The sequence below is a fragment of the Pseudomonas sp. S8 genome (genome assembly GCF_050473925.1).
Taxonomy (GTDB): domain Bacteria; phylum Pseudomonadota; class Gammaproteobacteria; order Pseudomonadales; family Pseudomonadaceae; genus Aquipseudomonas; species Aquipseudomonas parakoreensis.
The window spans coordinates 3,300,160-3,324,879 of record NZ_JBFDVZ010000016.1; the positions used below are offsets into that span (position 1 = coordinate 3,300,160).

Genomic DNA, 24,720 nt, shown 5'->3' on the forward strand with positions numbered 1-24,720 from the left:
CAAATCCATCATCCGAACGTCACAAGCACGACATGGCCTCAGCCGACACTGAGGTCATGACGACAGTTCTGCATATCACTCTGATCAGCGAAACCTTTCCACCGGAAATCAACGGGGTGGCCAATACCCTTGGCCGCTTGTGCGATGGCTTGCGCGCGCGTGGGCATCAGGTGGAACTGGTGCGACCGCGCCAGGCGGGCGATCCGCAGCGCGTCGAGGACGATGCCTTGCTGTTGTGCCGGGGCTGGCCGTTGCCGGGTTATCCGGGGTTGCAATGGGGTCAGTCGTCGATGCACAAGCTGCTGCGGCGCTGGCAGCGTCATCGCCCGGACGTGCTGTACATCGCCACAGAAGGTCCGCTCGGCTTGTCAGCCTTGCGGGCGGCGCGGCGCCTGGGGATCTCGGTGGTCAGCGGTTTTCATACCAATTTCCAGCAGTACACCCATCAGTACGGGCTGGGTTTGCTGACGCGCTTGCTGACGCATTATCTTCGCTGGTTCCACAATCGCTCGTCGATGACCCTGGTGCCGAGCGTCAGTCAGCGTCTGGAACTGGAGCGCCGGCATTTCGACCGCCTCGCCCTGCTCTCCAGAGGCGTGGACAGCCAGTTGTTTCACCCGGCCAGGCGCCTGAACGGGTTGCGTGAGCAATGGGGCCTGAGCGAGCAGGACATCGCGGTGATTCACGTAGGACGCCTGGCCACGGAGAAGAATCTGGGCCTGCTCAAGCGCTGCTTCGATAAACTCCGCAGCACTTATCCACAGCGCAACCTGAAGCTGATTGTGGTCGGCGACGGACCACAACGGCTTGCGCTGGAAAAAGAGCTGCCTGAGGCGATTTTCTGTGGTTCACAGCGCGGCGAAGCGCTGGCGGCGCACTATGCCTCGGGGGATATTTTTCTGTTCCCGAGCATGACCGAAACCTTCGGTAATGTGGTGCTCGAAGCATTGGCTTCAGGACTGGGGGTGGTGGCGTACGATCAGGCAGCGGCAGCGCAGCATATTCGCCACGGCTACAACGGTGTGCTGGCGATGCCGGGTGATGAAGAGGCGTTTTGCGATGCGGCGGCTTGGCTGCTGGAGGAGGACGAGACGTTGCGTTGCGTGCGCCTGAATGCGCGTCAGCATGCCAGTCGCCAGGGGTGGGCAGCGATCATCGAGCAATTTGAAAAGCATTTGCGTGGGGCGTGTCTGCGGGAGCAGGTGTTGCCGAATGCGCAGACATTGCCTTAGATCTTTGCTGATTTTGAAGCCGCCATCGCTGGCAAGCCAGCGCCCACAAGGGGCTGCGGTGAACACAATTTTTGCGAACACCCGCAATACCTGTGGGAGCTGGCTTGCCAGCGATAGCATCAGTTTGAGCGCCGCTTAAACCAGCGTCATCAACGCCTCACGGCTGAACGGCAGAATGTCCTGCTCACGCCCTTCACGGACTTTCAGTGCCCAGTCCGGATCCACCAGCAGCGCACGGCCCACCGCCACCAAGTCGAACTCGTCGTTGTTCAGACGCTCCAGCAGTTTTTCCAGACTGGCCGGTTGCGCGACCTTGTCGGTGTTGACCATGAACTGCAGGAACTCGCCGTCCAGGCCGACGCTGCCGACGGTAATGGTCGGTTTGCCGGTCAGCTTGCGTGTCCAGCCGGCCAGGTTCAGCTCGGAACCGTCGAACTCGGGCTCCCAGAAACGCCGCGTCGAGCAATGGAAAATGTCCACGCCAGCGTCGGCCAACGGCTTGAGGAACTCGCCCAGCGCCTCGGGCGTTTGTACCAGACGCGCGGTGTAATCCTGCTGCTTCCATTGCGAAAATCGGAAGATGATCGGGAAGCCTTCGCCGACGGCGGCGCGCACCGCTTGAATCAATTCGATGGCGAAACGCGAGCGGTTGGCCAGGCTGCCGCCGTATTCGTCGCTGCGCTGATTGCTGCCTTCCCAGAAGAACTGGTCGATCAGGTAACCGTGGGCACCGTGGATTTCCACGCCGTCCATGCCGATGCTTTTGGCATCTTTGGCGGCCTGGGCGAATGCGGCGATCACGTCTTGAATGTCCTGTTTGGTCATGCCGTGCACCACGACCTGACCGTCCTTGAGTTTTTCCGTCGGGCCGTAACCCGGCACGCTGGCGTCCGGCTCGGTGCCGATACGGCGCACGCTGCCGACATGCCACAGTTGCGGAACAATCTTGCCGCCCTCGGCGTGCACCGCGTCGACCACTTTTTTCCAGCCGGCCAGTGGCGCTTCACCGAAGAACTGCGGCACGTTCGGGTAACCGTTGGAGGCCTTGTGACCGACCGTGGTGCCTTCGGTGATGATCAGACCGACACCGGCCGCAGCGCGGCGACGGTAGTACTCGATCACTTTGGAATTGGGTACGCCACCCGGGGAAAACGAGCGGGTCATTGGCGCCATGACCACGCGGGTCGGCAGTTCGAGGGCACCGAGGTGGAACGGTTTGAACAGGGCTTGCACCGGCATTGGAAGGCTCCACAGGGAATGACTTTATGACGGCGATAATATGGAGAGTTGCAAGCCTTGAACAGCATTATTGATTTGAGTGATCAAGGATCAAAAGACACAAAGCAAAAGATCGCAGCCTGCGGCAGCTCCTACAATTATTCGATAACTCGATGACGTGTAGGAGCTGCCGCAGGCTGCGATCTTTTGATCTTGCTGGTTCAGCCCAGCGCTTTTTCAATCGCGTGAACGATTGTCGGATCATCCGGCGCCGTACGCGGCGAGAACCGCGCCAGCACCCGGCCGTCCTTGCCGAGCAGAAACTTCTCGAAGTTCCAGGTGATATCCCCGGGAAACTCCGCGCCCTCGCCCGCCAGCAAGCGGTACAGCTGGTGCCGCTCGTGACCGTTGACTTCAAGCTTGCTCGACAACGGGAACGTCACGCCATAGTTCAGGCTGCAGAATTCCTGGATTTCCTGCTCCGTGCCTGGTTCCTGGCCGGCAAACTGGTTGCACGGCAGGCCCAGCACACTGAAGCCTTTGCCCTTGAATTGCTGGTAGAGGTTTTCCAGTGCCGCGTACTGTGGGGTCAAGCCGCATTTGGAGGCGACGTTGACCACCAGCACGACTTGGCCCTTGAAAGGCGCCAACGGTAGCTCCTGACCATCCAGGGCTGTCAACTTAAGGTCGTGAAAAGCACTCATGACGGACTCCAGATTCCCGTGTTCTACTCGAAACAGCCACTTGGCGAGGCCACCAAGGACAGCCGCGGACTAAAAAGGCGCCCTCAGGCGCCTCTCCAGTACTCGAAGCTTAGCGCAGAAAATCAGTGGTGATGGCCACCTTCGCCATGGACGTGGCCATGAGCGACTTCTTCCTGGCTGGCGTCACGGATAGCAACGACCTTCACTTTGAAGTTCAGGCGCTGACCGGCCAGTGGGTGGTTACCGTCAACGGTGACGTCGTCGCCGTCCAGGTCACGGATGGTCACGATCTGCATCTGGCCGTCCGGCGCCGAAGCGTGGAACTGCATGCCGACTTCCAGCTCGTCAACGCCTTCGAACATGCTGCGGCTCAGGGTGCTGACCAGTTCGGCAGCGTATTCGCCGTAAGCGTCTTCCGGCTCAACGGAAACTTCCAGCTCGTCACCAACAGCCTTACCTTCCAGCGCTTTTTCCAGGCCCGGGATGATGTTGCCTGCGCCTTGCAGGTAGACCAGCGGAGCGCCGCCGGCGGAGCTGTCGATGACCTCACCAGCGTCGTTGGTCAGGGTATAGTCGATGGAGACAGCCTTATTGGCGGCGATCAGCATGGGGCGAGACCTTTTGCATAAGAATATAGAAAGGCCAAGTTTAGCGAAGCAATCGCGCGAAAGCGAACACAACCCGGACAAACGGGTTTCGACGATCACCGGCTTCCATCAGGACGAGGACAGTCATTGGGTCGTCGAGCTTTCCTGTGGCCACACCCAGCACTTGCGTCATCAGCCGCCATGGCAATCGCGCGCCTGGGTCCTTGACCCGGCGCAACGTATTGAAAAAATAGGCCAAGCCTTTACCTGCGGTTGGTGCGCACAAGGCTCGGTTAGCGATAACCTTGGCGACTGAATTTCGGTAGGCGGTCACGTATAGATCGCCACCCTTGCCATGCACCCTTAGAGAATCCGCATGCAAACTTTTTTTATCGCGCCCACCGATTTTGGCGTGGGTCTGACCTCCATCAGCCTCGGGCTGGTGCGTACCCTGGAGCGGGCCGGACTGAAAGTCGGGTTCTTCAAACCGATTGCTCAGCCGCATCCGGGCGACACCGGCCCCGAGCGTTCCACCGAACTGGTGGCACGTACTCACGGCCTGAAACCGCCGCAACCACTGGGCCTGGCTCACGTCGAGCGAATGCTCGGCGACGGTCAGCTCGATGAGCTGCTCGAAGAAATCATCGCCCTGTATCAGCAAGCGGCTGTCGGCAAGGACGTGCTGGTGGTCGAAGGCATGGTGCCGACCCGCAGCGCCAGTTATGCGGCGCGGGTCAATTTGCACCTGGCCAAAAGCCTGGATGCCGAGGTAATTCTGGTGTCGGCCCCGGAAAACGAAGTGCTCGCCGAACTCTCCGGCCGCGTGGAATTGCAGGCGCAATTGTTCGGCGGTCCGAAAGACCCGAAAGTCCTCGGCGTGATCCTCAACAAGGTCAAGACCGACGAGAGCATGGAGGCCTTCGCCACGCGCTTGAAGGAGCATTCGCCGTTGCTGCGCAGCGGTGACTTCCGCCTGCTCGGCTGCATTCCGTTCCAGCCCGAGCTCAACGCACCGCGCACCCGCGACGTCGCTGACCTGATGGGCGCACAGGTGCTCAACGCCGGCGACTATGAAACCCGGCGCATGACCAAAATCATCATCTGCGCGCGCACCATGCGCAACACCGTGGAGCTGCTCAAACCCGGCGTGCTGGTGGTAACCCCGGGCGACCGCGACGACATCATTCTTGCGGTCAGCCTTGCGGCGCTCAACGGCGTGCCATTGGCCGGGCTGTTGCTGACCAGTGACACCCTGCCCGATCCACGCATCATGGACTTGTGCCGTGGCGCGTTGCAGGCCGGTCTGCCGGTATTGTCGGTGAGCACCGGCTCCTACGACACCGCCAACCTGCTCAATGGCCTGAACAAGGAAATCCCCATTGATGACCGCGAGCGCGCGGAGATCATCACCGACTTCGTCGCCAGCCATCTTGACGCCAAGTGGCTGCACCAGCGCTGCGGCACCCCGCGGGAAATGCGCCTGTCACCCGCAGTATTCCGCTATCAACTGATTCAACGGGCGCAGTCGGCGAACAAGCGCATCGTCCTGCCCGAAGGCAGCGAGCCGCTCACCGTGCAAGCGGCGGCGATCTGTCAGGAGCGCGGTATCGCCCGTTGCGTGTTGCTGGCCAAACCGGCGGACGTTGAAGCCGTGGCCCGCGCTCAGGGCATCGAGCTGCCGCCGGGGCTGGAGATTCTCGATCCGGATCTGATCCGCGAGCGTTATATCGAACCGATGGTCGCCCTGCGCAAAAGCAAAAGCCTCAACGCGCCGATGGCCGAACAGCAACTGGAAGACACCGTGGTCATTGGCACCATGATGCTTGCGCTGGATGAAGTCGACGGTCTGGTGTCGGGCGTGATCAACACCACCGCCAACACCATCCGCCCAGCGCTGCAACTGATCAAGACCGCGCCGGGCTGCACGCTGGTGTCTTCAGTGTTCTTCATGCTGTTCCCCGAAGAAGTGCTGGTCTACGGCGACTGCGTGATGAATCCGCACCCAAGCGCAACTGAGCTGGCCGAGATCGCCCTGCAAAGCGCCGACTCGGCAGCGGCCTTCGGCATCACCCCGCGCGTGGCGATGATCAGTTACTCCAGCGGCGAGTCGGCCAGCGGCGAAGAAGTCGAGAAAGTCCGCGAAGCCACCCTGCTCGCCCACGAGCAACAGCACTCGCTGCTGATCGACGGGCCGCTGCAATACGACGCCGCTGCCAACGCCGATGTGGCCCGGCAACTGGCGCCCAACAGCCAGGTGGCTGGCCGCGCCACGGTGTTCGTGTTCCCCGACCTGAACACCGGCAACACCACCCACAAAGCCGTGCAGCGCAGTGCCGACTGCGTCAGCCTCGGCCCGATGCTGCAAGGTCTGCGCAAACCGGTGAACGACCTGCCGCGCGGCGCGCAGGTCGACGACATCGTCTACACCATCGCCCTGACCGCGATTCAAGCCGCCAACCGACCTATGGATGTGTAAATGCTGGACTTCCTGCCCGCCCCGATTCGCGGCGTGATCGCCGCGCTGCTGTTGGCGCTCAATACGATTCTGCTGTGCTCGTTCCTGTTCTGCGTGGCGTTGATCAAAGTGCTGCCCTTCGACCTCGCCCGCCGCGCCTCACGGTGGCTGATGAGCCACACCCACGAAGCCTGGATCAGTAACAACAAGGGCTGGATGAACCTGGTGCGCCGCACCCGCTGGCACATCAGCGGCTTGCAAGGCCTGGATTACAAACACTCGTATTTGATCACCAGCAACCACCAGAGCTGGGTCGACATCCTGGTGCTGCAATACGTGCTCAACCGGCGCATCCAACCGCTGAAATTCTTCCTCAAGCAGGAGCTGATCTGGGTCCCGGTGATTGGCCTGGCGTGGTGGGCGCTGGGCTTTCCGTTCATGAAACGCTACTCCAAGGCCTATCTGGAAAAACACCCGGAGAAGAAAGGCAAAGACCTGGAAACCACGCGCAAGACCTGCGCGAAGTTTCGCGACAACCCGGTGGGGATTTTCAACTTCGTCGAAGGCACACGCTTCACCGAAGGCAAGCACGCGCAACAGCAATCACCGTTCAAGTACCTGCTCAAGCCCAAGGCTGGCGGCATCGCCTTTGTGCTGGACGCAATGGGAGAACAGCTGGAATCGATCGTCAACGTGACCATCCACTATCCGGGCGGGCGGCCGGGCTTCTGGGACCTGCTGTGCGGCAACGTGCGCGACGTGGTGGTGCACTTTGAAGAACTGCAGATTCCGCCAGCGTTCATTGGCAAGAACTACGATCAGGACGGCGAATACCGTCTGCAGTTTCAGGGCTGGATCAACCAGCTGTGGCAGGACAAGGATGCGCTGCTGGAACAGATGCACCGCGAATTCCCGAACCGACAGTGAATCTGGTGGGAGCCGGCATGCCGGCGATGGCGGAGATCAGCAAGCATCATTGGTGAATGACACACCGCCATCGCTGGCAAGCCAGCTCCCACAATAGATCAAAAGATCGCAGCCTTCGGCAGCTCCTACAGGGAAGATAATACAACCCGCACGCGGCGCAGCCGCCCCACTCCAGGATGAGCGCAAGCTCGGCTGCAGCTTTTGATCTTGATCCACGGGCGACGTCGGAAGGCTGAGCGGAGGGATTGATCCGGGGGTGGGAGCGCAGCGACCGTTTGGCGAAGCCAAACACAGCGAGAGGAGGTGCAGCGAAGCAAACCGTAGGCGCTGCGCCCGGATCAATCCCGCAGCGAAGGGACCCCGAGCCCCAGCGAGCGGGCCGAACGCAGGAGCAAGCCTTTTTTTGCTTACTTTTTTTAGGCGTTTGTAAAAAAAGTGAGTCGCCGTAAGGGCGAAACCGCCAGCCGCAGCACCCGAAGAAACGGATATTCACTCAGCCAGACAGAGCATGGTCGCCTATAAGGGCGCCATCGCTGGCAAGCCAGCTCCCACAGTGGAATGAGCTCGCGCAAAAATCGCAGCCAACAAAAAGCCCGCCGATGATCACTCATCCGCGGGCCTTTCATTTCCGGCTAACGCTTAAATCGTGCCACGCTGACGCAGCAGATCCAGCACCTGCTTGACGCTCTCTTCCAGCGACAGCGACTGCGTATCGATCACCAGATCGGCATTCAGCGGCACGTCATACGGGAAGGACTCACCCGGAATATTATCGCCACCCGCAGCATACAAACCCTGCGGATCACGCTCGGCACACACCGCCGGCGAAGCCTGCACATAAACCGTCAGCAGACGCTCCTTGCCGATCAGCTCCTTGGCCTGCTCGCGACCTTCAGCACTCGGCGCAACAAACGCCGCCAGCGTCAGCAGACCGGCCTCGTTGAACTGACGCGCCACGTGCGCAGCACGACGCCAGTTCTCGGTACGACCGGCACGGTCCTGTGGCAGGCCCTTGTTGAGGTCGTGACGCAGGTTCTGCCCATCCAGCACAAACACCGCACGGCCCATGTCGAACAACTTGCGCTCGACCGCATAGGCCAGCGTGCTCTTGCCCGCGCCCGACAGGCCGCTGAACAACACGGTGGCTGGCTGCTGGCCGAAGCGCTGGGCACGTTCCTGAGTGGCAACGTGGGCCAGTTTGCCGTGATGCGTCGCGGTGCCGTGGGACAACGGTGGGGCGACGATCATGCCGGCGCCAACGGTGCCGTTGGTCAAACGGTCAATGACGATGAACGCACCGGTGGTGCGGTTGCTGTCGTAACCGTCGAGGGCGATCGGCGCGTCGAGCGCGATCTTCACCTTGCCGATTTCGTTGAGCTGCAACGCGCTCGCCGGACCTTCTTCGAGGGTGTTGACGTCGACCTTGTTGACGATGCTGGCAATCGAGCCCGGCACGTAACTGGTGGCGCGCTTGATGTCGTATTTCTTGCCCGGCAGCATCGGCTCTTCAGCCATCCACACCAGCATCGCTTCGAAGCTGTCGGTGACCGGCGGCACGTTGTCGGCATGCACCAGCAAGTCGCCACGGGAGATGTCGATTTCGTCTTCCATGGTCAGCGTCACCGCTTGACCAGGACCGGCCTGCTCCAGCTCACCTTCGAAGGTGACGATGGATTTGACGCGGCTGCTCTTGCCCGACGGCAGCACCACCACTTCGTCGCCCTTGTGCACGATGCCGCTGGCAAGGGTGCCGGCGAAGCCGCGGAAGTTCAGGTTCGGACGGTTGACGTATTGCACCGGGAAGCGCAGATCGGTGAAGTTGCGATCACCCGACACCTCCACGGTTTCGAGGATCTCCATCAGCGACTGCCCTTTGTACCAAGGCGAGCGCTCGGACTTGTTCACCACGTTGTCGCCCTTGAGAGCAGACATCGGCACGAAGTGCATGCTGGTCGGCTTCATCTTCAAGCCTTCGGCGAACTTCAGGTAGTCGGCCTTGATCGACTCGAACACACCTTCATCAAAGTCTTTCAAGTCCATCTTGTTGATGGCGACAACGATGTGCTTGATGCCGAGCAACGAGGCGATGAAGCTGTGACGACGAGTCTGGGTCTGCACGCCGTAACGGGCATCGACCAGAATGATCGCCAGGTCACAGGTGGATGCACCGGTGGCCATGTTGCGGGTGTACTGCTCATGGCCGGGGGTGTCGGCGATGATGAATTTGCGCTTGGCGGTGGAGAAGTAGCGGTAGGCAACATCGATGGTGATGCCCTGCTCACGCTCGGCCTGCAGGCCGTCGACCAGCAATGCCAGGTCGATGTCGTCACCGGTGGTGCCGACTTTCTTCGAATCGCGGGTGATGGCTTCCAGATGATCTTCGTAGATCATCTTGGAGTCGTGCAGCAGGCGCCCGATCAGGGTGCTTTTGCCGTCGTCGACGTTACCGCAGGTCAAAAAGCGCAGCAGCTCTTTACGTTCGTGCTGGCCCAGGTAGGCGAGGATGTCCTCGCTGATCAAATCAGATGCGTGCGACATGACAACCCCTTAGAAATAGCCTTGACGTTTTTTATCTTCCATCGAGCCGGCGCCATCGTGGTCGATGACCCGGCCCTGGCGCTCGGAAGTTCGCGTCAGGAGCATTTCCTGAATGATGTCCGTGAGGCTTTCGGCCTCGGACTCCACCGCGCCCGTCAACGGGTAGCAGCCAAGGGTACGGAAACGCACTTTCTTTTTGACGATGCGCGCCTTGTCCTCGTCGGACAGATGCTCAAGGATGCGCTCGTCGTCGATCATGATCAGGGTGCCGTTCTTCTCGATTACTTCGCGTTCGGCGGCGAAGTACAGCGGCACGATCGGGATGCCTTCGAGGTAGATGTACTGCCAGATGTCCAGTTCGGTCCAGTTCGACAACGGGAACACACGAATGGATTCGCCCTTGTTGACCTTGCCGTTGTAGACGTTCCACAGCTCCGGACGCTGATTCTTCGGATCCCAGCGGTGCTTGCTGTCGCGGAACGAGTACACACGCTCCTTGGCGCGGGACTTCTCTTCGTCACGACGGGCACCACCGAACGCGGCGTCGAAACCATGCTTGTCGAGTGCCTGCTTCAAGCCCTCGGTCTTCATGATGTCGGTGTGCTTGGCGCTGCCGTGGGTGAACGGGTTGATGTTCTGCGCCACGCCATCGGGGTTGATGTGGGTGATCAGGTCCAGGCCCAGCTCTTCGACCATCTTGTCGCGGAACTTGTACATCTCCTGGAATTTCCAGCGAGTGTCGACGTGCATCACCGGAAACGGCAGTTTGCCCGGGAAGAACGCCTTGCGTGCCAGGTGCAGCATCACGGCGGAGTCTTTACCGATGGAGTACAGCATCACCGGGTTGTCGAACTCGGCGGCCACCTCGCGGATGATGTGGATGCTTTCCGCCTCCAGCTGTTTCAGATGCGTCAGTTTGTCGACCATGGCTACTCACGAAAGCTTTCTTATGAACGGCCAGCGGGCCGTGTTCGAGCGGGGAATCCTAGCACAGCGCCCTCTTCTAATCAGGACGCCAACTAGATCGAAAGGGCATATCAATATGCCCGCCGGTTTGCCCCTTTCTCCCCTGTAGGAGCTGCCGCAGGCTGCGATCTTTTGCCTCTGTTTTTAAGATCAAAAGATCGCAGCCTTCGGCAGCTCCTACAGGGCAGAATTTCAGATCAAGCTCGCCGCGAGTCGTCAGATCGGGTTCGGGCAGTCGATGAAGATGTGTTCCAGGGCAAAACGTTTTGCCAGGTAGTCACCCAGCGCCTGCACACCATAGCGCTCGGTGGCATGGTGGCCGGCGGCGATGAAGCTGATGTCGTTTTCCCGAGCGCTGTGGAAGGTCTGCTCGGAGGCTTCACCGCTGAGGAACAGATCAACACCCGCCGCCACGCCCTGATCGATATAGCCCTGCCCGCCGCCAGTGCACCAGCCGACCCGACGAATCATCGTACTGCCTTCGACCAGCAGCGGCTCGCGGCCCATGACCTCCTGAACCTTGCGCGCGAAATCACGCGGGGTCATCGGCTCATTCAACGAGCCAACCAGTCCGACAATCTTCAGGTTGTCCGGATCCAGCGGCCCTTCGACGGTGATGTCCAGCTGACGCGCCAGTTGCACGTTGTTGCCGACCTCCGGGTGCAGATCCAGTGGCAAGTGATAGGCGAGCAGACTGATGTCGTGCTTGAGCAAGGTTTTCAGGCGACGCTGCTTCATGCCGGTGATGCACGGGTTCTCGCCCTTCCAGAAATAGCCGTGATGCACCAGCACCAGATCGGCCTCGGCTTCTACTGCGGCATCGAGCAAGGCCTGACTGGCGGTGACGCCACTGACGATGCGCATCACTTGTGGACAGCCTTCGACCTGCAGGCCGTTGGGGCAATAATCGGCGATTTTTGCACTGCCGAGGTAACGGTCGGCTTCTTCGACGAGGGTGCTGAGGGCGACGGCCATGAAAGACTCCTGAAAATCCCGTTCAGAGGCGCGCGCGGCCTCGTATAATGCGCGACATTATCGGCGGTCTGCCCCCGCCTGCAACTTTTCCAGGACGTGCTTAATGCTCAAGGCGCTGCGTTTTTTTGGCTGGCCGCTGTTGGCCGGCGTGCTTATCGCTCTGTTGATTATTCAGCGTTACCCGCAGTGGGTCGGGCTTCCGAGCCTCGACGTCAACCTGCAACAGGCCCCGCAAACCACCAGTGTGCAGCAGGGCCCGGTGTCCTATGCCGACGCGGTGACCATCGCCGCACCGTCGGTGGTCAACCTCTACACCACCAAAGTCATCAACAAACCGGCGCACCCGCTGTTTGAGGATCCGCAGTTCCGGCGCTTCTTCGGTGACAACTCGCCGAAGCAGAAACGCATGGAATCGAGCCTCGGTTCCGGCGTGATCATGAGCCCGGAAGGCTACATCCTGACCAACAACCACGTAACCACCGGCGCCGACCAGATCGTGGTGGCACTCAAGGATGGGCGCGAAACCCTCGCCCGCGTCATCGGCAGCGACCCGGAAACCGACCTCGCGGTGCTGAAGATTGATCTGAAAAACCTCCCGGCGATCACCGTCGGCCGCTCCGACAACATCCGCATCGGCGACGTCGCGCTGGCCATCGGCAACCCGTTCGGCGTCGGCCAGACCGTGACCATGGGCATCATCAGCGCCACCGGGCGCAACCAGTTGGGCCTGAACAACTACGAAGACTTCATCCAGACCGACGCGGCGATCAACCCGGGCAACTCCGGCGGCGCACTGGTCGATGCCAACGGCAACCTCACAGGGATCAACACGGCAATCTTCTCCAAGTCCGGCGGCTCGCAAGGCATCGGTTTTGCGATTCCGGTAAAACTGGCGATGGAGGTGATGAAGTCGATCATCGAGCACGGTCAGGTGATTCGTGGCTGGCTCGGTATTGAAGTGCAGCCGCTGACCCAGGAACTGGCCGAGTCGTTTGGCCTGTCCGGGCGTCCGGGAATTGTCGTGGCGGGAATCTTCCGCGATGGCCCGGCACAGAAGGCCGGCCTGCAGCTGGGTGACGTGATTCTGAGTATCGACGGCGAACCGGCGGGTGATGGCCGCAAGTCAATGAACCAGGTGGCGCGGATCAAGCCGACTGACAAGGTCACGATTCAAGTGATGCGCAATGGCAAGGAGCTGAAGCTGACCGCGGAAATCGGCCTGCGTCCACCGCCGGCGCCGGTCAAGGAAGAAGAGTAAACACCAACCAAAAACACTGTGGGAGCGAGCTTGCTCGCGAAGAGGCCGGCACATTCAACATCGTTATTGAATGGCCAAGCGCTTTCGCGAGCAAGCTCGCTCCCACAGGTTCAGCGGCGGTTTAGAGGTCGCCGAGACCGTCGATCAGCGCCTGATTCTGCTCCGGCGTACCGATCGAGATCCGCAGGAACTGGGCAATCCGCTCCTGCTTGAAGTGGCGCACAATCACGCCCTGCTCGCGCAACTTGGCTGCCAGCCCCGCTGCATCGTGTTGCGGGTGCCGGGCGAAGATGAAGTTCGCCGCCGACGGCAGCACCTCAAACCCCTTGGCCTGCAATTGCGCGATGACCCACTCACGACTTTCGATGACCAGACGGCAGGTCTTGTCGAAATACTCGCGATCCTCGAACGCGGCCGCCGCTCCGACAATCGCCAGGCGATCCAGCGGATAGGAGTTGAAGCTGTTCTTGATTCGCTCCAGCGCTTCGATCAGATCCGGATGCCCCACCGCCAGGCCTACGCGCAGGCCGGCCAGCGAGCGCGACTTGGACAAGGTCTGGGTCACCAGCAGGTTCGGATAACGGTCCACCAGGCTGATCGCGGTTTCGCCGCCGAAGTCGATATAAGCCTCGTCCACCACAACCACCGAATCCGGGCTGGCCTTGAGGATCTGCTCGACCGCTTCCAGTGCCAGCAGGCAACCGGTCGGTGCGTTCGGATTGGGGAAAATGATCCCGCCGTTCGGTTTGGCGTAGTCCGCCGGGTTGATCTGGAACTGCGCGTCCAGCGGCACGGCATCGAACTGGATGCCGTACAGACCGCAATACACCGGATAGAAGCTGTAGCTGATGTCCGGAAAAAGCAGCGGCTGCTCGTGTTGCAGCAGACCGTGGAAGATGTGCGCCAGCACTTCGTCCGAACCGTTGCCAAGGAACACCTGATTGCTCTGCACGCCGTAGTAGTTGGCGACGGCGGTTTTCAGCAGATCGCTGTTCGGATCCGGGTACAGGCGCAGGTTGTCGTTGAGCTCGGTTTGCATCGCCGCCAGGGCTTTGGGCGACGGGCCGTAAGGGTTTTCGTTGGTGTTGAGCTTGACCAGTCTGGTCAGCTTCGGCTGTTCGCCCGGCACATAGGGCACCAGATCCTTGACGAACGGGCTCCAGAATTTACTCATGTTCAATTCCCCTTCACTTCGTCTTTGATACGGTATTCGGCGCTGCGTGCGTGCGCGCTCAGGGATTCGCCACGGGCCAGCACCGAAGCGGTCTTGCCCAGCTCGGAAGCACCGGCCTCGGAGCAGAAGATGATCGACGAACGTTTCTGGAAGTCGTACACACCCAGTGGCGAGGAGAAACGCGCAGTGCCGGACGTTGGCAGCACGTGGTTCGGGCCGGCGCAGTAATCACCCAGCGCTTCCGAGGTGTGGCGGCCCATGAAGATCGCGCCGGCGTGACGGATCTGCGGCAACCACGCTTGTGGGTCAGCGACCGACAGCTCCAGGTGTTCCGGGGCGATGCGGTTGGCGACTTCGATGGCTTGCGCCATGTCGCGCACGTAAATCAGCGCACCGCGACCATTGATCGAAGTTTCGATGATGGCCGCGCGGTCCATGGTCGGCAGCAGTTTGTCGATGCTCGCCGCGACCTTGTCGAGGAACTCGGCGTCGGGACTGACCAGAATTGCCTGCGCGTCTTCGTCGTGCTCGGCCTGGGAGAACAGGTCCATGGCGATCCAGTCCGGATCGGTCTGGCCGTCGCACACCACGAGGATTTCCGACGGGCCGGCGATCATGTCGATGCCGACCTGACCGAACACGTGGCGTTTGGCGGTGGCGACATAGATGTTGCCCGGGCCGACCACTTTGTCCACCTGCGGCACGCTTTCGGTACCGTAAGCCAGCGCAGCAACCGCTTGCGCGCCGCCGATGGTGAACACCCGGTCAACGCCGGCAATGCACGCCGCCGCCAGCACCAGCTCATTGATTTCACCGCGCGGGGTCGGCACCACCATGACCACTTCGGCCACGCCGGCAACCTTGGCCGGAATCGCGTTCATCAACACCGACGACGGGTATGACGCCTTGCCGCCCGGCACGTACAGGCCGGCGCGATCCAGCGGCGTGACCTTCTGCCCGAGCACAGTGCCGTCGGCCTCGGTGTAGCTCCAGGAATTCTGTTTCTGTTTTTCGTGGTAGCTGCGCACCCGCGCTGCAGCTTTTTCCAGCGCTTCGCGCTGCGCGACAGTGATGCGGGTCAGGGCCAGTTCCAGACGCTCGCGCGGCAGGATCAGGTCGGCCATCGACGCCACTTCGAGGCCGTCGAACTTCTGGGTGAACTCGACCAGCGCCGCGTCGCCGCGCTCGCGCACAGCCTTGATGATGTCCAGCACGCGCTGATTGACCGAGTCGTCAGACACACTTTCCCAGCTCAGCAGATGATCCAGATGATGCGCGAAATCCGGGTCAGCAGCGTTGAGTCGGCGAATTGCAGTCGGTGCGGTCATAGCGAGAGCCTCATAGGAATGGCAAAAACTCAGGCGCCCTAACTTAGCAGTCGTTTCCGCTTGGGCACCTGAGATTCTGGCTATGAGGCGGATAGACGGGCGCGACTCAAGGTCGCGCAAGTACATCAGCCGCGGTGTCGCGATTCCACTGCCGTGCGCAGGGTATCGATCAACGCCTGGATTCGGGCGTGTTGCATCTTCATCGAAGCCTTGTTGACCACCAGGCGCGAGCTGATCGTGGCGATCAGTTCCTGAGGTTCCAGGCCGTTGGCGCGCAGTGTATTGCCGGTGTCGACCACGTCGATGATCTTGTCGGCCAGACCGATCAGCGGCGCCAGCTCCATCGAGCCGTAGAGCTTGATGATGTCGACCTGACGGCCCTGCTCGGCGTAGTAGCGCTTGGCAACGTTGACAAACTTGGTCGCCACGCGCAGACGGCCCTTGGGCTCGGCTGCGCCGATCTTGCCGGCCGTCATCAGCTTGCACTGGGCAATCTGCAGATCCAGCGGCTCGTAGAGGCCCTGGCCGGTGTATTCCATCAGCACATCTTTACCGGCGACGCCGAGGTCGGCCGCGCCATGCTCGACATAGGTCGGCACGTCGGTGGCACGCACGATCAACAGACGTACGTCATCCTGAGTGGTGGGGATGATCAGTTTGCGGCTCTTGTCCGGATTCTCGGTCGGCACGATGCCGGCTTCAGCGAGAAGCGGCAGAGTGTCGTCAAGGATGCGGCCCTTGGACAGTGCGATGGTCAACATGGGAAACGTCAGTCCTTATCAAGGTACTCATGTCCGGTCGCAATCGGCGCCGGACACACATCGAGCCGGATACCGGCTCGACTCGAAACAAATTCAGTGGACACCTCCCTGTGCCCAGTGCAGCGACTAGCCCGGAACGCGACGGATCTTGGCGCCCAGCATCTGCAGTTTTTCTTCGATGCACTCGTAACCACGGTCGATGTGGTAGATGCGGTCGATCAGGGTATCGCCTTCGGCCACCAGGGCCGAGATCACCAGGCTGGCCGAAGCACGCAGGTCGGTGGCCATCACTGGCGCGCCCTTCAGCACTTCAGTACCGGTGACGATCGCAGTGTTGCCTTCGACCTGGATCCTGGCGCCCATGCGGTGCAGTTCGTACACGTGCATGAAACGGTTTTCGAAGATCGTCTCGATTACCGCACCGGTGCCTTCGGCAATGGCGTTGAGCGAGATGAACTGCGCCTGCATGTCGGTCGGGAACGCCGGGTACGGTGCCGTGCGCACGTTGACCGCTTTCGGGCGCTTGCCGTGCATGTTCAGCTCAATCCAGTCTTCACCGCAGGTGATTTCCGCACCGGACTCACGGAGCTTTTCCAGGACTGCTTCAAGAATGGTCGGATCAGTGTCCTTGACCTTGACGCGGCCACCGGTGACCGCAGCGGCCACCAGGTAGGTGCCGGTTTCGATACGGTCAGGCATGACCTTGTAGAAACACGAACCCAAGCGCTCGACGCCATCGATGGTGATGGTGTCGGTACCGGCGCCGGAAACCTTGGCGCCCATGGCGTTGAGGAAATTCGCCAGGTCGACGACTTCCGGCTCGCGCGCAGCGTTCTGCAGCACGCTGCGACCCTTGGCCAGGGCAGCCGCCATCATGATGTTTTCGGTACCGGTCACGCTGACGGTATCGAAGAAGAAGTGCGCACCGCGCAGACCGCCTTCAGGCGCCTTGGCCTTGATGTAGCCGCCTTCGACGTCGATCACCGCGCCCATGGCTTCGAGACCACGGATGTGCAGGTCAACCGGGCGCGAACCGATGGCGCAACCGCCAGGCAGGGCGACTTCGGCTTCACCGAAACGGGCAACCATCGGCCCCAGAACCAGGATCGAGGCACGCATGGTTTTCACCAGTTCGTATGGCGCGATCAGGGTCTTGATGGTGCGTGGGTCGATTTCAACGCTGAGTTTCTCGTCGATCACAGGCTCGATGCCCATGCGACCGAACAGCTCGATCATGGTGGTGATGTCGTGCAGGTGCGGCAGGTTGCCAACGGTCACCGGGCCATCGCACAGCAGGGTGGCGGCCAGAATCGGCAGGGCGGAGTTCTTCGCCCCGGAGATACGGATTTCGCCATCAAGACGAACGCCACCGGTAATAATCAATTTATCCATAAGAATCTCGACGCCCTAGGGCTCAGGTGCGCTCGGCCCAGGCCGCGCTGCTGAAAAATTTCATAGTGACCGCGTGGATGCTGCCATCAGCGATCCAAGGGTTCAAATGGGCATAGATGCTTTGCTGACGCTTGACCGGGCTCAACGCCGCCAGTTCATCACTAATCACGTTCAGCTGGAAGTTGCAGCCTTCGCCTTCAACTTCCACCTGCGTTCCTGGCAGCTTTCCTTCAAGGAAGCTCTTCACTTCTACGGCCTGCATGCTCAACCTCAATCGGCGCCCTGTGCGCACGGGTCGGACATCATACAAAAAAGCCCCGCGCCTGCGAACCCCGCATTGGCAGGACTCTGACGGGGGGCTTGTTTGTCGATGCGGGTTCAGGGGTGCGCCAGCAACTCGGTCAGTTCGCTGACCTGAGCGATTTCGCGCATGTCTTCCGGCATCGCGCGGATGCTGACGGCCTTGCCGGCCGCCCGGGCATCGCGCATGAAGCACAGCAGCAAGGACAAGCCGACGCTGCTGGACTTCTTCACTGCCGAACAATCAATCACCAGCGATGCCGCCTTGCTGGACTTGATCAGCGCCTGGCCTTCCTTGCGCAGGTCGGGGCCTGTGCGATAGTCCAGCACTCCGCTGAGCAATAGCTCGTCGACATCACTCATACGAACTGCCGCCTCATTCATTGCGCTGGCTTCTCGGCAGCTTTCTCGGTGGTTTCCTTGGCCTTGGCCACTTCGCCAGCCCAATTGTTGATGGTCTTGTCCAGATCGTTGCCATTGCGCTGCATCGCATCCGCGAACTGATCACGGAACAGCTTGCCGATGTTGATGCCGTTGATGATCACGTTGCGCAGCTTCCACTCGCCGTTGATCTTCTCCAGCGTGTACTGCACCGGATAGATCGCGCCGTTGCTGCCCTTGACGGTCATGCCGACGCTGGTGCGATCACCCGATTCATCCTTGGCCGGATCAACCGTGATGCCCTGATTGTTGTATTCGAGCAAGGCATTGCCGTAGAACTGGAACAGGCCTTTCTTGAAGTTTTCCTGGAAGGTCTGCATCTGCGCAGGCGTGGCCTTGCGCGAATACTTGACCGTCATGATGCTCTTGGAAATGCCCTCGGCATCCACTACCGGGCCGACGATGTTGTTCAACGCGGCATAGAAATCAGCCGGATCCTGCTTGTATTTCGCTTTGTTGGCCGACAGGTCGGCCAGCATCCGGTTCGTGGTGTCCTGAACCAGATCGTGCGCCGATTGCCCGGGCGCAGCGTTAGCCAGCAGTGGCAGTGTCGCGAGCAACACCAACAGGCCACGTCGCAAGGTAGAGATCATTCAAAAGCTCCTCATTTGGCGTCTTTGCTAACGGTATTGAGCAGGAATTTACCGATCAGGTCTTCCAGTACCAGAGACGACTGCGTGTCGTGGATGGTTCCACCATCCTTCAGACGGGAGTCTTCCCCGCCCACGCTGATACCGATGTACTTCTCGCCCAACAGGCCAGCGGTCAGGATAGACGCTGTGGAGTCGGTCGGCAGGTTGTCGACCTTTTTATCCACTTGCAGGGTGACCCGACCGGTGAAGCTGTCGCGATCCAGATCGATGGCCGTGACCTTGCCGATGGTTACACCGGCCATGGTCACTTTGGCTCTGACCGTCAAACCGGCGATATTGTCGAAGTAGGCATACAGCTTATAGGTGTCGGTGGTCGAGGTCGGAGACAGGCCACTGACCCGCAGCGCCAGCAGCAACAAGGCCAGAATCCCTGCCAGCAGGAACAGGCCGACACCGATTTCCAGGGTGCGGTTTTGCATCAGAAATCTCCAAACATCAAAGCGGTCAGAATAAAGTCCAGGCCGAGCACTGCCAGCGAGGCAAACACCACGGTCTTGGTGGTGGCACGACTGATACCCTCGGAAGTGGGCTCACAGTCATAGCCTTGGAATACGGCAATCCAGGTCACTACAAAGGCGAAAACAATACTTTTGATCACGCCGTTGAGCACGTCACTGGTGAAATTCACGCTGTTCTGCATGTTCGCCCAATAAGAGCCTTCATACACACCCAGCCAGTCGACAGCCACCCACGATCCACCCCAGATGCCTACCACGCTGAAAATCATCGCCAGCACCGGCAGGGAAATGAAACCGGCCCACAGGCGCGGAGCAATGATGTACTTGAGCGGGTCGACACCGATCATTTCCAGGCTGGAAAGCTGTTCGGTGGACTTCATGTTGCCGATTTCGGCCGTCAGCGCCGAACCGGCACGCCCGGCAAACAGCAGCGCCGTCACCACCGGACCCAATTCACGCAGCAAGGTCAGGGCGACCATCTGCCCCACTGCCTGCTCCGAACCGTAGCTCGACAGAATACTGAAGCCCTGCAGCGCCAGCACCATGCCGATGAAAATCCCGGAGACGACGATGATCACCAGCGACATCACGCCAACCGAATGCAGTTGCTTGACCAGCAGACCAAAACCGCCACTGATGCCGCCACGACCGAGCAGGGCGTGAAACAGGAACAGGGTCGCGCGGCCAAACACCGCCACGGCGTCGATCGCCGTCTCGCCAAAGCGGCGTACGCGTTCTATCAATGAAATTCTGCGCATCAGCGCTTCCCCAGAAGATCTGCGCGGTAATCCGTCGCTGGAAAATGGTACGGCACCGGGCCATCGGGGTTGCCGGTCATGAACTGGCGAATACGCGGTTCATCCGAGTTCATCAATTCGTCCGGCGTGCCCTGCCCCAGCACCTGACCATCACCCACTACATAGATGTAGTCAGCGATGCTCGCGGTTTCGGCCAGGTCGTGGGAAACCACAATGCTGGTAATGCCCAGCGCATCATTGAGCAGACGGATCAGGCGCACCAGCACGCCCATGGCGATCGGATCCTGACCAACGAAAGGCTCGTCATACATGAGAATCTGCGGATCGAGCGCGATCGCCCGCGCCAGCGCCACGCGACGTTTCATGCCGCCCGACAGCTCGTCCGGCATCAGCTCGATCGCGCCGCGCAGTCCAACCGCCTGCAATTTGAGCAGGACGATGTCGCGGATCATCTCGTCCGGTAATTGGGTATGAACCCGCAGGGGGAAAGCGACGTTCTCGAAGACATCGAGATCGGTGAACAGCGCGCCACTCTGAAACAGCACGCCCATGTGCTTTCGCGCATCGAACAGATCACTGCGCGACAGCGTCGGCAGGTTCTGACCGTTGACCCAGACTTCCCCGCTGGAGGGACGCAATTGCGCGCCCATCAATCGCAGCAGCGTGGTCTTGCCACACCCGGAAGGCCCCATGATGCCGGTAACCTTGCCGCGCGGGATGCGAATATCGACGTTATTGAAAATGCTGCGCGCACCGCGCTTGAAGGAGACTCCCTTCAGCTCGACCGCGTAGGCGTTATCGGCACTCATCTAAACTCCTTGCGATGCAGCCTCTCACTCGGACGCCTGGCTTTCCGTAGAAAGCACATACCTCCCGGGCAGGCCGAACTGGCGGCGAACTATATCACTGCAAACGCCAAGCGCCCAAGGCCCATGCCCCTCCGCGTTCAACGATATGACAGGCCCGACGGCACTTTTTCGGGGTTTTGGTTGCCAGGAATGACAAAGCTCGACGAACTTGCGTGAGGCTTTTCAACATAACCGCTATAATCGCCGCCTTTTCATCGGGCTATACGATTTCTGACATGAGCCAATCCAGCGACCTGATTCAATCGGCACAACGCACCATCCGCCTCGAAGTGGAAGCCGTACAAGGCTTGTTGCCCCATATCGACGCCGATTTCGTACGCGCTTGCGAGATGATTCTGGCCAGCAAGGGCCGTGTGGTCGTGGTCGGCATGGGCAAATCCGGGCACGTCGGCAACAAGATTGCCGCGACCCTGGCCAGCACCGGCACCCCGGCATTTTTTGTTCATCCAGCCGAAGCCAGCCACGGCGACATGGGCATGATCACCCGCGATGACGTGATCCTCGCCCTCTCCAACTCCGGCTCGACCAACGAAATCGTCACCCTGCTGCCGTTGATCAAGCGCCTGGGCATCCAGTTGATCAGCCTGACCGGTAATCCACAGTCACCGCTGGCCAAGGCCGCCGAAGTCAATCTCAACGTTCACGTCGAGCACGAAGCCTGCCCGCTGAACCTGGCACCGACTTCCTCGACCACCGCTGCGCTGGTCATGGGCGATGCCCTGGCCGTGGCGCTGCTGGAAGCCCGGGGTTTTACCGCCGAAGATTTTGCTTTTTCCCACCCGGGCGGCGCCCTGGGTCGACGCCTGCTGCTGAAAGTGGAAAACGTCATGCACGCAGGCCAGGAGTTGCCGCAAGTGCAACGCGGTACCCTGCTCAAGGACGCGCTCATGGAAATGACCCGCAAGGGCCTGGGCATGACCGCGATCGTTGAAGCCGATGGCAAACTCGCCGGGATCTTCACCGACGGCGACCTGCGCCGCACCCTGGATCGCAGCATCGACATCCGCAGCGCCACCATCGACCAGGTCATGACCGCGCACGGCAAGACCGCACGGCCCGAGATGCTCGCCGCCGAAGCGCTGAAAATCATGGAAGACCACCGAATCAACGCACTGGTGGTCGTGGACGAAGAAGATCGCCCGATCGGCGCCTTCAACCTCTCCGATCTGCTGCGTGCAGGAGTGATGTAATGACAACCGATCTGCTGCAACGCGGCAAAGCGATCAAACTGGCGGTGTTCGACGTCGATGGCGTCCTCACCGACGGGCGCCTGTACTTCCTCGAAGACGGCAGCGAATTCAAGACCTTCAACACCCTCGACGGCCAGGGCATCAAGATGCTGATGAATGCCGGCGTAGAAACCGCCATCATCAGTGGCCGCAAGACGCCGGTGGTCGAGCGCCGGGCGAAGAACCTCGGCATCCCGCATCTGTTTCAGGGCCGCGAAGACAAATTGGTAGTTCTGGACGGCCTATTGGCGCAACTGGGCCTAAGCTATGAACAAGTCGCCTACCTCGGTGACGACCTGCCTGACCTGCCGGTGATCCGCCGCGTAGGCTTGGGCATGGCCGTGGCCAATGCTGCCGACTTCGTGCGCGAACACGCCGATGGCGTCACTCGGGCCCGCGGTGGCGAAGGTGCCGCCCGAGAGTTCTGCGAATTGATCCTGCGCGCCCAGGGCCGCCTCGATGCGGCCAACGCCGCGTACCTGTGAGCCAAACCATGTTTAGCAAAAAATTTCGCAACTTCCTGTTGTTCGGCTGTATCGCTGCCCTGTTTGCAGCGGTCGGCTATTGGAACATCAGCCCTGAACGGTTCCTCGACAAACCTGTGACCAAGGTCGAAGACACCGCCATCGACTGGTACGCCACGAACACGCATACCCTGCAATACCTTCCGGACGGCAAGGTGCAGTACGAAATGACGTCGGACAAGGCCGAGCATCTGAAAGCGACGGACGTGACGCTGGTCACCAAACCCGACCTCAACATGTTCCGCGGCACAGACTTTCCGTGGCACGTGACCAGCGAGCGTGGCGAAGTGAACCCGGACGGAACCCAGGTGGAACTGATCGACTCGGTACGCATCAAGCGCACCGATGAAAAGAACCGCGACACCCTGATCACCAGCACCCGCATGACGGTGTTCCCTCAGCAGCAATATGCGCAGACCGAGCAACCCGTTAGAATCGACGGCGCTGGCGGTGTATCGACTGGCGTGGGAATGAAGGCGTATTTGAAGGAAAGCAGGATACACCTGCAATCGAACGTAAGAGGACAGTATGAGGCTCGTTAAAACCCTCCCTATTTTGCTCAGTCTGGGCGCAGCACTGGGAAGCGTGAGCGCCTGGGCTCTGCCGAACGATCAGCAGCAACCTATCCGCATTCAGGCCGACGACGCCCAACTGGACGACAAGAACGGCATCGCCACCTATAAAGGTGACGTGATCATCACCCAGGGCTCGATGATCGTTAAGGGCAATACGGTGACCATCACCCGTACTCCGACCGGCGACATCGACGTGGTGACCTCGGTGGGCAACCTTGCCTACTTCGAGCAGTTGCAAACCCAGGGTGACACCAAGCCTGTACAGGGCTGGGGCGTGACGATCCAGTATCACGCCGCGCAAAACCGCGTCGTGCTGATCGACAAGGCCAAGGTTGTCGACAAGGACAACAACACCACCCAGGGCGAGAAAATCGTCTATGACACGGTGAGAAAACTGGCCAGCGCCGGTCGCGCTACCGGCAACAAGGTCACCGAGACGCGTCCGCGCATCGACATGGTGATCCAGCCGAAGAAGAAAACCGACGAGAAAACCCAGTAATGGCAACTCTGAAAGCTCAGCACCTGGCCAAGGCCTATAAAAGCCGCCAGGTCGTGCGTGACGTCAGCCTGTCGATCGACAGCGGCCAGATCGTCGGCCTGCTCGGCCCGAACGGTGCCGGCAAGACCACCTGCTTCTACATGATCGTTGGCCTGGTGCAGGCCGATCAGGGCCGCGTACTGATCGACGATCTGGACGTCAGCCACCAGCCGATGCACGGTCGCGCCAAGGCCGGTATCGGCTATCTGCCACAAGAAGCGTCGATCTTCCGCAAACTGTCAGTGGCCGACAACATCATGGCCATCCTCGAGACCCGCCAGGAGCTCGACAAGGCCGGCCGTCGCAAGGAGCTGGAAAGCCTGCTGCAGGAATTCCATATCAGCCACATCCGCGACAACCTCGGCATGAGCCTGTCCGGTGGTGAACGCCGTCGAGTGGAAATCGCCCGCGCCCTGGCGACCGCCCCGAAATTCATCCTGCTCGACGAACCGTTCGCCGGTGTCGACCCGATCTCGGTCGGCGACATCAAGCAGATCATCCATCACCTCAAGGCCAAGGGCATCGGTGTGCTGATCACCGACCACAACGTGCGTGAGACGCTGGATATCTGCGAGACCGCCTACATCGTCAACGACGGTCAACTGATCGCTGAAGGCGATGCGGCAACCATCCTTGCCAACGATCTGGTGAAGGAAGTGTACCTGGGCCACGAGTTCCGCCTCTAAAGCGCGAGCGCATTCGGCCAGCCGTCCGGGTGCTGTAACGTTGAAGCGCTTTTTTTATGCGCTTTATTGTTACAGCGCTCTAGGCAAACACGACAGTTTCAGGCATATAATTTGCTTAAGTTTGGCGCTTCGGCGCCCTGTAGTGGATGGCGCATGCGCGCCGGCGAATAAGGT

The 24,720-nt window shown here is 60.4% G+C and carries 26 protein-coding genes; 10 read left to right on the plus strand and 16 right to left on the minus strand.

Going from position 1 to position 24,720, the window contains the following annotated elements; all coding sequences use genetic code 11:
* Positions 1-32 precede the first annotated feature (32 nt).
* Positions 33-1,232, plus strand: coding sequence for a glycosyltransferase family 4 protein (locus AB1J88_RS16130; protein WP_430289944.1), 1,200 nt, complete (start codon positions 33-35; stop codon positions 1,230-1,232).
* Between the two features lie 135 nt (positions 1,233-1,367).
* On the opposite strand, the gene AB1J88_RS16135 is transcribed toward AB1J88_RS16130, so the two are convergent.
* From AB1J88_RS16135 to AB1J88_RS16145, 3 genes are all read right to left on the minus strand, one after another.
* A complete protein-coding gene (locus tag AB1J88_RS16135; protein WP_047291742.1) occupies positions 1,368-2,471 on the minus strand; it encodes an NADH:flavin oxidoreductase in 1,104 nt (367 codons plus the stop codon).
* Between the two features lie 200 nt (positions 2,472-2,671).
* Positions 2,672-3,154, minus strand: coding sequence for a glutathione peroxidase (locus AB1J88_RS16140; protein WP_041073925.1), 483 nt, complete (start codon positions 3,152-3,154; stop codon positions 2,672-2,674).
* A 122-nt stretch (positions 3,155-3,276) separates the two neighbouring features.
* On the minus strand, positions 3,277-3,762 hold the full coding sequence (locus AB1J88_RS16145) for an FKBP-type peptidyl-prolyl cis-trans isomerase (protein WP_007968032.1): 486 nt from the start codon (positions 3,760-3,762) through the stop codon (positions 3,277-3,279).
* Here AB1J88_RS16145 and AB1J88_RS16150 point away from each other — a divergent pair.
* From AB1J88_RS16150 to AB1J88_RS16160, 3 genes are read left to right on the plus strand one after another with little or no spacing between them, the layout of a single operon-like run.
* Positions 3,731-4,057, plus strand: a complete 327-nt coding sequence (locus AB1J88_RS16150) for a DUF3565 domain-containing protein (protein WP_086793796.1) — start codon at positions 3,731-3,733, stop codon at positions 4,055-4,057. The genes AB1J88_RS16145 and AB1J88_RS16150 overlap by 32 nt on opposite strands.
* A 60-nt stretch (positions 4,058-4,117) precedes the next feature.
* Positions 4,118-6,217, plus strand: coding sequence for a phosphate acetyltransferase (pta, locus tag AB1J88_RS16155; protein WP_041073921.1), 2,100 nt, complete (start codon positions 4,118-4,120; stop codon positions 6,215-6,217).
* The gene (locus AB1J88_RS16160; RefSeq protein WP_430291457.1) at positions 6,218-7,123 is read left to right on the plus strand and encodes an acyltransferase; all 906 of its coding nucleotides are present in this window, start codon (positions 6,218-6,220) and stop codon (positions 7,121-7,123) included.
* Between the two features lie 639 nt (positions 7,124-7,762).
* On the opposite strand, the gene cysN is transcribed toward AB1J88_RS16160, so the two are convergent.
* The 3 genes from cysN to AB1J88_RS16175 form a co-directional block, all read right to left on the minus strand.
* On the minus strand, positions 7,763-9,661 hold the full coding sequence (gene cysN / locus AB1J88_RS16165) for a sulfate adenylyltransferase subunit CysN (protein WP_430291458.1): 1,899 nt from the start codon (positions 9,659-9,661) through the stop codon (positions 7,763-7,765).
* A 9-nt stretch (positions 9,662-9,670) separates the two neighbouring features.
* Positions 9,671-10,588: a sulfate adenylyltransferase subunit CysD gene (gene cysD, locus AB1J88_RS16170; protein WP_007912374.1), complete on the minus strand. Its 918-nt coding sequence runs from the start codon at positions 10,586-10,588 to the stop codon at positions 9,671-9,673.
* Positions 10,589-10,843: 255 nt separating this feature from the next.
* Positions 10,844-11,602 carry a Nif3-like dinuclear metal center hexameric protein gene (locus AB1J88_RS16175; protein WP_430291459.1) on the minus strand — a complete coding sequence of 253 codons (759 nt, stop codon included), beginning with the start codon at positions 11,600-11,602 and terminating at the stop codon, positions 10,844-10,846.
* Positions 11,603-11,705: 103 nt separating this feature from the next.
* Here AB1J88_RS16175 and algW point away from each other — a divergent pair, with 103 nt between their 5' ends.
* Complete coding sequence (gene algW, locus AB1J88_RS16180) at positions 11,706-12,860, plus strand: Do family serine endopeptidase AlgW (protein ID WP_041072868.1); 1,155 nt, start codon at positions 11,706-11,708, stop codon at positions 12,858-12,860.
* A 121-nt stretch (positions 12,861-12,981) separates the two neighbouring features.
* Here algW and hisC read toward each other — a convergent pair whose 3' ends face one another.
* The 10 genes from hisC to AB1J88_RS16230 form a co-directional block, all read right to left on the minus strand.
* On the minus strand, positions 12,982-14,034 hold the full coding sequence (gene hisC / locus AB1J88_RS16185) for a histidinol-phosphate transaminase (RefSeq protein WP_041072866.1): 1,053 nt from the start codon (positions 14,032-14,034) through the stop codon (positions 12,982-12,984).
* 2 nt (positions 14,035-14,036) lie between these two features.
* Positions 14,037-15,362, minus strand: a complete 1,326-nt coding sequence (gene hisD / locus AB1J88_RS16190; RefSeq protein ID WP_430291460.1) for a histidinol dehydrogenase — start codon at positions 15,360-15,362, stop codon at positions 14,037-14,039.
* Positions 15,363-15,487: 125 nt separating this feature from the next.
* Positions 15,488-16,123 (minus strand): ATP phosphoribosyltransferase, encoded by a 636-nt coding sequence (gene hisG, locus AB1J88_RS16195; protein WP_041072861.1) that lies wholly within the window; start codon positions 16,121-16,123, stop codon positions 15,488-15,490.
* A 126-nt stretch (positions 16,124-16,249) separates the two neighbouring features.
* A complete protein-coding gene (gene murA, locus AB1J88_RS16200) occupies positions 16,250-17,515 on the minus strand; it encodes a UDP-N-acetylglucosamine 1-carboxyvinyltransferase (RefSeq protein WP_027610854.1) in 1,266 nt (421 codons plus the stop codon).
* 22 nt (positions 17,516-17,537) lie between these two features.
* On the minus strand, positions 17,538-17,777 hold the full coding sequence (locus AB1J88_RS16205) for a BolA family protein (RefSeq protein ID WP_007953556.1): 240 nt from the start codon (positions 17,775-17,777) through the stop codon (positions 17,538-17,540).
* Positions 17,778-17,893: 116 nt separating this feature from the next.
* Entirely contained in the window at positions 17,894-18,199 is a 306-nt protein-coding gene (locus AB1J88_RS16210; protein ID WP_041072857.1) for an STAS domain-containing protein, read from the minus strand.
* Entirely contained in the window at positions 18,196-18,849 is a 654-nt protein-coding gene (locus AB1J88_RS16215) for an MlaC/ttg2D family ABC transporter substrate-binding protein (protein WP_041072855.1), read from the minus strand. The genes AB1J88_RS16210 and AB1J88_RS16215 overlap by 4 nt, the downstream gene beginning before the upstream one ends.
* An 11-nt stretch (positions 18,850-18,860) precedes the next feature.
* Positions 18,861-19,328, minus strand: a complete 468-nt coding sequence (mlaD, locus tag AB1J88_RS16220; RefSeq protein WP_430291461.1) for an outer membrane lipid asymmetry maintenance protein MlaD — start codon at positions 19,326-19,328, stop codon at positions 18,861-18,863.
* Positions 19,328-20,125, minus strand: coding sequence for a lipid asymmetry maintenance ABC transporter permease subunit MlaE (gene mlaE, locus AB1J88_RS16225; protein ID WP_025109452.1), 798 nt, complete (start codon positions 20,123-20,125; stop codon positions 19,328-19,330). Before mlaE ends, mlaD begins: the two co-directional genes overlap by 1 nt.
* A complete protein-coding gene (locus tag AB1J88_RS16230; protein ID WP_003221703.1) occupies positions 20,125-20,934 on the minus strand; it encodes an ATP-binding cassette domain-containing protein in 810 nt (269 codons plus the stop codon). The genes mlaE and AB1J88_RS16230 overlap by 1 nt, the downstream gene beginning before the upstream one ends.
* Before the next feature lie 275 nt (positions 20,935-21,209).
* On the opposite strand from AB1J88_RS16230, the gene AB1J88_RS16235 reads away from it, so the two are divergent.
* Genes AB1J88_RS16235 through lptB form a run of 5 tightly spaced genes read left to right on the plus strand, consistent with a single transcriptional unit; the run spans position 21,210 to position 24,546 of the window.
* Positions 21,210-22,184 (plus strand): KpsF/GutQ family sugar-phosphate isomerase, encoded by a 975-nt coding sequence (locus AB1J88_RS16235; RefSeq protein ID WP_027610849.1) that lies wholly within the window; start codon positions 21,210-21,212, stop codon positions 22,182-22,184.
* Complete coding sequence (locus AB1J88_RS16240) at positions 22,184-22,708, plus strand: KdsC family phosphatase (RefSeq protein ID WP_430291462.1); 525 nt, start codon at positions 22,184-22,186, stop codon at positions 22,706-22,708. The genes AB1J88_RS16235 and AB1J88_RS16240 overlap by 1 nt, the downstream gene beginning before the upstream one ends.
* An 8-nt stretch (positions 22,709-22,716) precedes the next feature.
* Positions 22,717-23,289: an LPS export ABC transporter periplasmic protein LptC gene (gene lptC, locus AB1J88_RS16245; RefSeq protein ID WP_041072852.1), complete on the plus strand. Its 573-nt coding sequence runs from the start codon at positions 22,717-22,719 to the stop codon at positions 23,287-23,289.
* Entirely contained in the window at positions 23,276-23,821 is a 546-nt protein-coding gene (gene lptA, locus AB1J88_RS16250; protein ID WP_025109456.1) for a lipopolysaccharide transport periplasmic protein LptA, read from the plus strand. Before lptC ends, lptA begins: the two co-directional genes overlap by 14 nt.
* A complete protein-coding gene (gene lptB / locus AB1J88_RS16255) occupies positions 23,821-24,546 on the plus strand; it encodes an LPS export ABC transporter ATP-binding protein (RefSeq protein WP_041072850.1) in 726 nt (241 codons plus the stop codon). Before lptA ends, lptB begins: the two co-directional genes overlap by 1 nt.
* Positions 24,547-24,720: the final 174 nt, after the last annotated feature.

Excerpts from the sequence above, each read along its gene's own strand:
- cysD (WP_007912374.1), bottom strand. The coding sequence starts at position 10,588 with ATGGTCGACAAACTGACGCATCTGAAACAGCTGGAGGCGGAAAGCATC.
- AB1J88_RS16145 (WP_007968032.1), bottom strand. The coding sequence starts at position 3,762 with ATGCTGATCGCCGCCAATAAGGCTGTCTCCATCGACTATACCCTGACC.
- murA (WP_027610854.1), bottom strand. The coding sequence starts at position 17,515 with ATGGATAAATTGATTATTACCGGTGGCGTTCGTCTTGATGGCGAAATC.
- AB1J88_RS16140 (WP_041073925.1), bottom strand. The coding sequence starts at position 3,154 with ATGAGTGCTTTTCACGACCTTAAGTTGACAGCCCTGGATGGTCAGGAG.
- lptC (WP_041072852.1), top strand. The coding sequence starts at position 22,717 with ATGTTTAGCAAAAAATTTCGCAACTTCCTGTTGTTCGGCTGTATCGCT.
- AB1J88_RS16210 (WP_041072857.1), bottom strand. The coding sequence starts at position 18,199 with ATGAATGAGGCGGCAGTTCGTATGAGTGATGTCGACGAGCTATTGCTC.
- AB1J88_RS16150 (WP_086793796.1), top strand. The coding sequence starts at position 3,731 with ATGGAGACAGCCTTATTGGCGGCGATCAGCATGGGGCGAGACCTTTTG.
- AB1J88_RS16160 (WP_430291457.1), top strand. The coding sequence starts at position 6,218 with ATGCTGGACTTCCTGCCCGCCCCGATTCGCGGCGTGATCGCCGCGCTG.
- AB1J88_RS16235 (WP_027610849.1), top strand. The coding sequence starts at position 21,210 with ATGAGCCAATCCAGCGACCTGATTCAATCGGCACAACGCACCATCCGC.
- mlaE (WP_025109452.1), bottom strand. The coding sequence starts at position 20,125 with ATGCGCAGAATTTCATTGATAGAACGCGTACGCCGCTTTGGCGAGACG.
- AB1J88_RS16130 (WP_430289944.1), top strand. The coding sequence starts at position 33 with ATGGCCTCAGCCGACACTGAGGTCATGACGACAGTTCTGCATATCACT.
- AB1J88_RS16175 (WP_430291459.1), bottom strand. The coding sequence starts at position 11,602 with ATGGCCGTCGCCCTCAGCACCCTCGTCGAAGAAGCCGACCGTTACCTC.
- AB1J88_RS16215 (WP_041072855.1), bottom strand. The coding sequence starts at position 18,849 with ATGATCTCTACCTTGCGACGTGGCCTGTTGGTGTTGCTCGCGACACTG.
- AB1J88_RS16230 (WP_003221703.1), bottom strand. The coding sequence starts at position 20,934 with ATGAGTGCCGATAACGCCTACGCGGTCGAGCTGAAGGGAGTCTCCTTC.
- lptB (WP_041072850.1), top strand. The coding sequence starts at position 23,821 with ATGGCAACTCTGAAAGCTCAGCACCTGGCCAAGGCCTATAAAAGCCGC.
- mlaD (WP_430291461.1), bottom strand. The coding sequence starts at position 19,328 with ATGCAAAACCGCACCCTGGAAATCGGTGTCGGCCTGTTCCTGCTGGCA.
- AB1J88_RS16135 (WP_047291742.1), bottom strand. The coding sequence starts at position 2,471 with ATGCCGGTGCAAGCCCTGTTCAAACCGTTCCACCTCGGTGCCCTCGAA.
- hisD (WP_430291460.1), bottom strand. The coding sequence starts at position 15,362 with ATGACCGCACCGACTGCAATTCGCCGACTCAACGCTGCTGACCCGGAT.
- AB1J88_RS16205 (WP_007953556.1), bottom strand. The coding sequence starts at position 17,777 with ATGCAGGCCGTAGAAGTGAAGAGCTTCCTTGAAGGAAAGCTGCCAGGA.
- pta (WP_041073921.1), top strand. The coding sequence starts at position 4,118 with ATGCAAACTTTTTTTATCGCGCCCACCGATTTTGGCGTGGGTCTGACC.
- hisC (WP_041072866.1), bottom strand. The coding sequence starts at position 14,034 with ATGAGTAAATTCTGGAGCCCGTTCGTCAAGGATCTGGTGCCCTATGTG.
- algW (WP_041072868.1), top strand. The coding sequence starts at position 11,706 with ATGCTCAAGGCGCTGCGTTTTTTTGGCTGGCCGCTGTTGGCCGGCGTG.
- AB1J88_RS16240 (WP_430291462.1), top strand. The coding sequence starts at position 22,184 with ATGACAACCGATCTGCTGCAACGCGGCAAAGCGATCAAACTGGCGGTG.
- lptA (WP_025109456.1), top strand. The coding sequence starts at position 23,276 with ATGAGGCTCGTTAAAACCCTCCCTATTTTGCTCAGTCTGGGCGCAGCA.
- hisG (WP_041072861.1), bottom strand. The coding sequence starts at position 16,123 with ATGTTGACCATCGCACTGTCCAAGGGCCGCATCCTTGACGACACTCTG.
- cysN (WP_430291458.1), bottom strand. The coding sequence starts at position 9,661 with ATGTCGCACGCATCTGATTTGATCAGCGAGGACATCCTCGCCTACCTG.